This window comes from uncultured Georgenia sp. (assembly GCF_937958535.1).
GTDB lineage: Bacteria > Actinomycetota > Actinomycetes > Actinomycetales > Actinomycetaceae > Oceanitalea.
Genome location: NZ_CALGNQ010000050.1, coordinates 1 through 8530, shown reverse-complemented (window position 1 = coordinate 8530; position 8530 = coordinate 1). Strand labels below are relative to the sequence as shown.

Here is an 8530-nt window from a genome sequence, read left to right as displayed (position 1 = left end):
AACTGAGCTGTCGGTGGGACGTGAGCTGTCGGTGGGACGTGAGCTGTCGGTGGGAAGTCAGCTGTCGGTGGGAACTCGGCTCTCGGTGGGAAGTGGGCTCTCGGTGGGAAGTGAGCTCTCGGTGGGGGAGGAGGGGGTGCGGGGGTGCTGGGTCAGCGGGTGGTGCGGCCGAGGAGCTTCCAGGCGGCGGGGAGGAGGCCGGCAGCGGCCGCGGCCTTGATGGCGTCGCCGACGAGGAAGGGCAGCACGCCGAGCGCCAGGGCCTCCCCGAGCCCCACCCCGAGGCTCACCATGAGCCAGGGCACCCCGCCGACATAGACGGCAGCCGTGGACAGCAGGGCGGCGCCGAGCATCGACAGCGGGCGGCGGTCGGCGCGCCGGCGGGCCAGCGACCCGACGAGACCGGCCGCCAGGACGTAGCCGATGATGTAGCCGAAGGAGGCCATCTGCCAGCCGGAGGCCTGCTCGGCGAACCACGGCACCCCGGCCATCCCGGCGAGCAGGTAGAGCCCCATGCTCAGCACGCCGCGCAGCGGGCCGAGCGCCGCACCGACGAGGAGCACCGCGAAGGTGCTCAGGGACAGCGGCACCGGGGTGAAGGGCAGCGGCACGACCACCTGGGCGAGCACACCGGTGAAGGCGGCACCACCGACGACGAGGGCGACGTCGCGGGCCACGCTCGCGGGCAGCGCGTCGCTGAGGACGGCGTGAGGGGTCGTGACGGTCATGGCTGCACCTTCCTGCACGGATCCGGACAGCCACAGGGTAGGCGGGCGCCCACCCACTGGGAAGCGTCGTCCACCTTGCGGTCAGCCGGCGACTGCGGTGCGCGCCCCGGTCGGTGTGCTCACCCGCTCCGGAACCCGGGGCGCGAGCGGGCGCCGGCACCTGGTCCCCACGTGCGGTCAGCCGACGACGGCGGCCCGCACCCCGGTCGGTGTGGTCACCTCGACCCGCGCTCCCGGCGTGAGCCGACGCCCGCGCCGGGTCTCCACCTCGCCGTCGACGCGCACCGCACCGTCGGCGACGAGCTCGCGGGCCTGCGCGCCGGAGTCGGCGAGGGAGGCGAGCTTGAGGAACTGGCCCAGGCGGATCTCCCCGTCGACGGGGACGACGTGCTCGGTCTGCATGCACCGATCATGCCCCGCCGCGGGGTGGACGTCCTGCACGCCTCGCGGCCGCGCCCCCTACGATCGGTGCCATGCTCAGGCGTATCGACCTCCGTGGCACCACCCTGTCGGCCGGCGAGCTCGCGGACGTGCTGCCGCGGGCCACGCTCGACGTCGAGGCGGCGCTCGCCCAGGTGCTGCCGATCATCCAGGACGTCCGCGACCGCGGTGCGGCCGCGCTGCGTGACCTCGCCGAGCGCTTCGACGGCGTCCGGCCGGAGCACCTGCGGGTCCCGGTCGACGCCCTGGAGGAGGCCCTGGCCGGGCTCGACCCGCAGGTGCGCGAGGGCCTGGAGCTGGCCATCGCGCACAACCGCGCCGGGCACCAGGCCCAGCTGCCGAGCGACCGGGACACCGAGATCCTGCCCGGCGGCCACGTCCGCCAGCGCTGGCTGCCGGTCGGCCGGGTGGGGCTGTACGTCCCGGGCGGTCTGGCGGTCTACCCCTCCAGCGTCGTCATGAACGTCGTGCCCGCGCAGGTGGCCGGGGTGCGCTCGCTCGCCGTCGCCAGCCCGCCGCAGGCGGAGTTCGGCGGGCTGCCGCACCCGACGATCCTCGCCGCGTGCGCGCTGCTCGGCGTCGAGGAGGTCTACGCCGTCGGCGGTGCGCAGGCGGTGGGGATGTTCGCCTACGGCGCCGCCGGGGAGGAGGGGACGTCCGACGGTGCCGAGCTGTGCGCGCCCGTCGACGTCGTCACCGGTCCCGGCAACATCTACGTCGCGGCCGCCAAGCGGGCGGTCATGGGGCGGGTGGGGATCGACGCCGAGGCCGGGACCACCGAGATCGCCGTGCTCGCCGACGCGAGTGCGGACCCGCGGTTCGTCGCGGCCGACCTCATCTCCCAGGCCGAGCACGACCCGGCGGCCGCCTCGGTGCTCGTCACCGACAGCCCCGAGCTCGCCGACGCCGTCGACGCCGAGATGGAGCGTCAGGTCGCGGCCACGACGCACGCGGAGCGGGTCCGCACGGCACTCACCGGCCCACAGTCCGGCACCGTCCTCGTCACCGACGTCGAGCAGGGGCTGGCCGTGTGCGACGCCTACGGGGCCGAGCACCTCGAGGTGCAGACAGTGGACGCCGCTGCCGTGGCGGCGCGGGTCCGCAACGCCGGGGCGATCTTCGTCGGTCCCTACAGCCCGGTGCCGCTCGGCGACTACCTCGCCGGCTCCAACCACGTCCTGCCCACGGGCGGGACGGCACGGTTCGCCGCCGGCCTGAGCGTCATGGCGTTCCTCAAGCCGGTGCAGGTGGTGGAGTACGACGACGCGGCGCTGCGGAAGGTGGCCGAGCCGCTGCGGGCGCTGGCGGTCTCCGAGGACCTGCCCGCCCACGCCGACGCCGTCGACGTCCGCTTCGGGTAGCCCGGCCGTCGTCCGGCGGGGGCGCGCGTCCACGTCAGGCGGGGGAGAGGATCTCCATACCGGGCAGGTTGCGCAGCACGCCGTAGCCGATGACGAGGGCGGCCAGCGCGTACAGCGTCCACGCGGGGGCGAGCCCGGGACGGGGGCGTCCGGACCACAGCCGCGCCGCCCAGCGGACGAAGCCGACGACGAGCCCGACGAGCGCCCCGGTCGCCAGCGGGTTGCGGTCCAGCGCGGTCGCCACGTCGAGGTGGGTGAGGGCGTGCAGCGCACGGAGGGAGCCGCAGCCGGGGCAGTACCAGCCGGTGAGGTAGAGGAACGGGCAGGTCGGGTAGTTGCCCGAGGCGTTCGGGTCGCGCAGGTGGATGACGACGGCAGCGGCGAGGGTGCCGACGAACACGGCCGCGGGCAGCGCCATGCGGCGTGCCCGCGGCCGGGTGTCGACTGCTGCGGTGGTCACCAGGACGACATGCTCAGGGCGCCGCCGATCACCAGGACGATGTACAGCACGAGGACCGCGGCGCCGACCACGGCGGCCCAGATCGCGAACTGCTTGGCCTTCTCCGAGGACTCGTGCGCCCCGGCGAAGTCACCCATCTGCCACTTGGAGTTGACCTGCGCGGCGAAGACGATCGAGACGATGCCCAGCGGCAGGCAGCAGAAGAGCGTGGTGAGGATCGCCCACACCAGGTGGTTCGGCGGTGGCGGCGTCATGCCTCCCGGAGCCTGGCCCATCGGACCCGGCGGCGGGCCACCGGGACCGCCGGGAGGTGGTGGAGGGTAGCCACCGTCGTATTGCGACACGAGATCTCCTTGTGCTGCTCGGGTGCGGTGTCCCGCCGCGGCGGGACCTCTGGCGACGGACGGGGCCCGCTCGGGCCGCCGTCCGCGGGTGAGCGTATCGTGCTTCCCCGACCCGCCGGCCGTACCGTCGCTCATCCGGGACACGGGGTTGCACGCGGCTGCGGCGACCCGCACGCTGGAGCGGTGCGGTGACGGCGAGCCCGGCCGTGCCTGGGGCCAACCGCCTCGCCCGGTCACGGACCGGGATCACCACCCGAGAGGACCCGTATGCGTTCCACCCCCTGGCTGGCGGCCACCGCCGCCGCCGTGCTCCTCGCCCTCGCCGGCTGCTCCGGCAGTGACGACCCGGCCGAGACGGAGACGCCCACGGCCGAGGAGTCCGCCGCGCAGGACGACGCCGCCCCGCAGGCTCCCGAGCCGGACCTCGACGGTGTCCCGGACGTCGTCGCCGAGGTCGACGGCGTGCCGATCACCCGCGAGGAGTTCGTCCCGGCCTACGAGCGACAGCTCTCGCGGGCCTTCCAGCAGGCGCAGATGACCGGCACCGAGCTCGACCAGGCGACGCTGCGGCAGGAGACCGCCGACGGCCTGGTCGACACCCAGCTGCTCCTCGCCGAGGCCGAGGCGCGGTCGATCGAGGCGACCCCGGAGGACGTCGAGGCCGCCGCCCAGGACATCGCCACGAGCTACGGGATGGCCTCCGCGGAGGAGTTCTACACCGCGCTCGAGGAGGAGGAGGGCATGGCCCGCGAGGAGGCCGAGGCCCAGGTCCAGCGGCAGACCACGCTCGAGCTGCTCTTCACCGACGAGGCGGGAGAGTACACCCCGTCGCAGGAGGAGGTCCAGGAGCTCTACGACACCGCGGTTGCCCAGGCCGAGGGGGCCGAGGGGGGCGGTGCCGGCGAGATCCCGCCGCTGGAGGAGGTGCAGCCGCAGATCGAGGAGCAGCTGCGCCAGCAGCACCGCAACGAGGCCGTGGTCGCGCTCCTCGAGCAGCTGCGCGCCGATGCCGACATCGTCGTCCACCTGGAGAACGTCAGCTGACGACCGCGGCGTACAGCTCGGCGAAGCGGGCCGTCCGCTCGGCGTAGTAGTCCCACCGGCCCGCGACCGGTTCGAGCGTCGGCCCGGTCGTGGGGGCGGCGCGCCGGACGTCCGGGGCGACCGTGTCCAGCGCGAGCAGGGCGGTGCCGTGCAGGGTGGAGCGCTTGATCGTCACCGGGGTCACCGGGGCGCCGGTGAGGTCGGCGAGCAGCTGGAGCAGACCCGGCAGGTCCTGGCTCACCCGTCCGCTCGCCAGCACCTGCTGCGGCCGGCCGGCGACCTCGGTGAGCGCCGCCACCACCCGCCCGTAGGTGAGGAGCACCCCCTCCAGCACACCGCGGGCGAGGGACGCCGGGGTGGTGACCGCCGAGACCCCGGCGAGCACGGCACGGGCGCCCGACGCCCAGCCCGTGCTGCGCTCGCCGCTGAGGAACGGCAGGACCAGCGGGGTCGTGGGGTCCGGGTCGGCGGCGAGCACGGCGTCGAGGTCGACGTCGTCGAGGCGCAGCGTCTCCTCCAGCCAGGTCACCGCGCGGCCGACGTCGTTGAGCGCCCCACCCAGCAGTGCCGAGCTCGCGTCGGCCCGGTAGGCCCACAGCCCGGACGGCACCCGGGGGAAGTCCGCCGGCACCCGCACGCGCACCGCGCCGCTGGTGGCGAAGGAGGCGACGACCGTGCCCTCGGTGCGGGCGCCGGTCCCGACGTTGGCCGCGTACCCGTCCGCGACCACCGGGAACCACACGGCGCCCTCGAGGACGGGGTGCGGCGAACGCTCCCCGGTGAACGGCCGGTCCGGGTGCTGGACGGGGGAGAGGGTGTCGGCGGTGACGCCGGCGACGGCGAGCATCTGCGGGTCCCAGTCGCCGGTGCGGCGGTCGAGCAGCCCGGTCCACGCGGCCGTCGTGGTGCCGACCACCGCGGTGCCGGTGAGCCGCAGCGCGAGCAGCTCCCCGAGGGAGAGCCACCGGGCCACCTCGGCGGTGAGCCCCGGCTCGGTCTCGCGCAGCCAGCGCAGCCGCGCGGGCAGGTAGCTCGTGTGCAGGCGGCAGCCGGTCCGCTCCTGCACGGCCGCCTCGTCGAGCTCGGCACGCAGCGCGGCCACCTGCGGCGCACACCGGGAGTCGGCGTAGGTGTAGCAGGGCGTCAACGGCACACCGGCGGCGTCGACCCCCACGAGCGAGGAGGCGAAGGTGTCGGTCGCCACCGCGGCGACCCGCCCGGCGAGGTCCGGCCGGGCCACCGCGGCGATGATCTCCTCCACCTCGGCGAGCACCTGGAGCGGGTCGATGACCGAGGTCCCGTCGGCAGCCGTGGTGAAGGAGTGCGGCACCTTGTGCCGCAGGCCCGCCACGGGCAGCCCGCGGGCGTCGTACACTCCGCCGCGGCTCCCCGTCGAGCCGACGTCGACGGCGAGGACGAGCGGGTCGACCGCCTCACGAAGCTCGACGCTGAACCTGGCCATGGCACCCCTCCGGTCGGTCCTGTCCGATGGTAGGGCCGCAGACCCCGCTCGTCGCCCGCTGCGGGCGGTGCGGTCAGCGCTGGGCGAGGACGAAGGGATGGACGGCGGCCGCCCCGGCGAGCCGCAGCAGCCGGGCGGCGACCGTCAGCGTCCAGCCGCTGTCGGTGTAGTCGTCGACGAGGAGCACGGTGCGCCCGGGCAGGCCGGCGAGCGCGGCGTCGCCCAGGTCCAGCCGGAGCCGCCGGTGGACGGTGGCCAGCCGGGTGGCGGAGTTGACGTCGTGGCGCCCCGGCGGCAGGTCCGGGTCGGGGGAGACCGCCCCGACGAGCGGCACCCCGGCGAGGTGCGCGACGCCCCGGGCGAGGTGGGTGACCAGCCGCGGACGGGTTGCCGACGCGACGACGACGACGCCGTCGACGCTGCCCCCGGACTCCCGCAGCGCCGCGAGCTGGTCGGCCAGCACCCGCTCCACCGGCCCGCGGAGCGAGGCGGGGAGCTCGCCGTCGTGCCCGCCGCGGGCCTCGCTGCCCGGCTCCCGGCCCGGGCCTGGCTCGAGCATCTCGCGCAGCGCCGCCGACCAGCCGAGCCCGTCGAGGCGGGCCACCGCCCGGCCCGCGGCGGCCTGCTCCTCGGCGGGGATGCGCCCACGCAGCGGGACCCCGACCGTCTCCATCCCGGTGGGCCACTGGCGCCGTGCGGCCACGTCCACCCCGGGGCGGTCGAGTGCGGCGCGGGCGGCCTGGACCCGTCGGCCGTCGACGGTGGTGTCCAGCTCCAGGCCGCCGCACAGGTCGCAGCGGCCGCAGCGCCAACCGTCGGCCAGGTCGGGGTCGGAGAGCTGGGCGCGGAGGAAGGCCATCCGGCACTCGCCCGGACCGAGCCGGACGTAGTCGAGCATCGCCCGCTGCTCCCGCTCGCGGGCGGCATCGACCCGGGCGTACCGCTCGGCGTCGTACTCCCACGGCCGGCCGGTGGCCCGCCAGCCGCCGGGGACCCGCTCCACTGCACCGTCGACGTCGAGCACCTTGAGCATCGTCTCCAGCCGGGTGCGGCGCAGGTCGACGAGCGGTTCGAGCCGGGCGGTGGACAGCGGCTCGTCCCCGAGCGTGGCGAGCACCTCGCGCACGGCGTGCTCGGGCGGGAAGGCGAGGGACCCGAAGTAGGCCCAGATCTCCCGGTCCTCCGGGGCGGGGAGGAGGACGACGTCGGCGCGCTGGACACCGCGGCCGGCGCGTCCCACCTGCTGGTAGTAGGCGATGGGGGAGGACGGGGCACCGAGGTGGACGACGAAGGCGAGGTCGGGCTTGTCGAAGCCCATCCCGAGGGCGGAGGTCGCCACGAGCGCCCGCAGCCGGTTGGTGCGCAGGTCCTCCTCGAGCTGCTCGCGACGGGCCGGCTCGGTGCGCCCGGTGTAGGCGTCCACCGCCAGCCCCGCCGCGCGGAGCTGCTCGGCGACCTGCTCGGCCTGGGCGACGGTCAGGGTGTAGACGATGCCCGACCCCTCCCAGGCCGCGACCCGCTCGGCGAGCCACGCCACCCGGCTCGCCTGGTCGGGCAGCTCCACGACGCCGAGGTGGAGGGACTCGCGGTCCAGCGAGCCCCGCAGCACGAGGACGTCGCCTTCCCCGGTGCCGAGCTGCTCGGCGACGTCGGCGCTGACGCGGTCGTTCGCCGTCGCGGTGGTCGCCAGCACCGGCACCCCGTGGGGCAGGTTCTCCAGCAGGGTGCGGATGCGGCGGTAGTCGGGCCGGAAGTCGTGGCCCCAGTCGGAGATGCAGTGCGCCTCGTCGACGACGACGAGCCCGGCCTCGGCGGCGAGCCCGGGCAGGACGTCGCGGCGGAAGCCGGGGTTGTTCAGCCGCTCCGGTGAGCACAGGACGACGTCCACCGTGCCGGCGGCGATCGCCGCGTGGACCTCGTCCCACTCCGTGACGTTGGCGGAGTTGATGGTGACCGCCCGGATCCCGGCCCGGGCGGCCGCCGCGATCTGGTCGCGCATGAGCGCGAGCAGCGGTGAGACGATGATCGTCGGCCCGGCCGGCGGACGGCCCTCGACCCCGGCGCGCAGGAGCGCGGTGGCGACGAAGTACACCGCCGACTTGCCCCAGCCGGTGCGCTGCACCACGAGCGCCCGCCGGCGGTGGACCACCAGCGCCTCGATCGCCCGCCACTGGTCCTCCCGGAGCCGGGCGTCGGGGCGGCCCACCAGCGCCTGCAGCGCTGCCTGGGCGCGGTCGTGCGCGGTGCGGGCCTGCGTGTCGCTCATGTCGCCTCCTGCCTCCACCCTGGCACGTCCGACCGACACCGGCCGCCGTCCACACCATGGGACGGATCTGTGATGTGGGTCGCATCGGGGCGAATTCCGCAACAGGTGTGTTGCGTTGTGAAACCCAGCAACGGCGCGGAGTCGCCGCCGAAGAGCCACCCGATTTACGCAACGGCGCCGGCGCCTAAATAGGCCGTGAGGCTTGTAGGTAAGCCTTACCTAAGCGTTAGATTGGCCCCACCGGGCCCCGGCACGGCGCCACCGGGCCCGCCCAGGACTCATCCGATCCGAAGGACACCCATGAGCATCGCCTCACTCGTTCGTCGCCCGGCACGACTGGCCGGGGCGGCGGTCGTCGCGGCGCTGGCGCTGACCGCCTGCGGCGGCGCCGACGCAGCCGACACCGACACCGGCACCGGCACCG

The 8530-nt window shown here is 75.3% G+C and carries 8 protein-coding genes; 2 read left to right on the top strand and 6 right to left on the bottom strand.

The genetic code is table 11. The features are described from left to right. Nucleotides 1-152: 152 nt before the first annotated feature. Together Q0195_RS03070 and Q0195_RS03065 are read right to left on the bottom strand one after the other, a co-directional pair. A complete protein-coding gene (locus tag Q0195_RS03070; RefSeq protein ID WP_299274361.1) occupies nt 153-728 on the bottom strand; it encodes a biotin transporter BioY in 576 nt (191 codons plus the stop codon). A gap of 177 nt (nt 729-905) precedes the next feature. Further along, nucleotides 906-1130: an RNA-binding S4 domain-containing protein gene (locus Q0195_RS03065; protein WP_299274358.1), complete on the bottom strand. Its 225-nt coding sequence runs from the start codon at nt 1128-1130 to the stop codon at nt 906-908. A 71-nt stretch (nt 1131-1201) separates the two neighbouring features. Between Q0195_RS03065 and hisD the strand changes: the two genes are divergently transcribed. Continuing rightward, nucleotides 1202-2530 carry a histidinol dehydrogenase gene (hisD, locus tag Q0195_RS03060; RefSeq protein ID WP_299274355.1) on the top strand — a complete coding sequence of 443 codons (1329 nt, stop codon included), beginning with the start codon at nt 1202-1204 and terminating at the stop codon, nt 2528-2530. Between the two features lie 34 nt (nt 2531-2564). Here hisD and Q0195_RS03055 read toward each other — a convergent pair whose 3' ends face one another. Together Q0195_RS03055 and Q0195_RS03050 are read right to left on the bottom strand one after the other, a co-directional pair. After that, nucleotides 2565-2990, bottom strand: a complete 426-nt coding sequence (locus Q0195_RS03055; protein ID WP_299274353.1) for a DUF2752 domain-containing protein — start codon at nt 2988-2990, stop codon at nt 2565-2567. Next, nucleotides 2987-3244 (bottom strand): CD225/dispanin family protein, encoded by a 258-nt coding sequence (locus Q0195_RS03050; protein WP_299274350.1) that lies wholly within the window; start codon nt 3242-3244, stop codon nt 2987-2989. Before Q0195_RS03050 ends, Q0195_RS03055 begins: the two co-directional genes overlap by 4 nt. Before the next feature lie 357 nt (nt 3245-3601). Here Q0195_RS03050 and Q0195_RS03045 point away from each other — a divergent pair, with 357 nt between their 5' ends. Further along, entirely contained in the window at nt 3602-4378 is a 777-nt protein-coding gene (locus Q0195_RS03045; protein ID WP_299274348.1) for a SurA N-terminal domain-containing protein, read from the top strand. Here the strand turns inward: Q0195_RS03045 and Q0195_RS03040 are convergent. Beyond that, nucleotides 4371-5840: a gluconokinase gene (locus Q0195_RS03040; RefSeq protein WP_299274345.1), complete on the bottom strand. Its 1470-nt coding sequence runs from the start codon at nt 5838-5840 to the stop codon at nt 4371-4373. The genes Q0195_RS03045 and Q0195_RS03040 overlap by 8 nt on opposite strands. Before the next feature lie 73 nt (nt 5841-5913). After that, complete coding sequence (locus Q0195_RS03035) at nt 5914-8106, bottom strand: RecQ family ATP-dependent DNA helicase (protein WP_299274342.1); 2193 nt, start codon at nt 8104-8106, stop codon at nt 5914-5916. Nucleotides 8107-8530 lie beyond the last annotated feature (424 nt).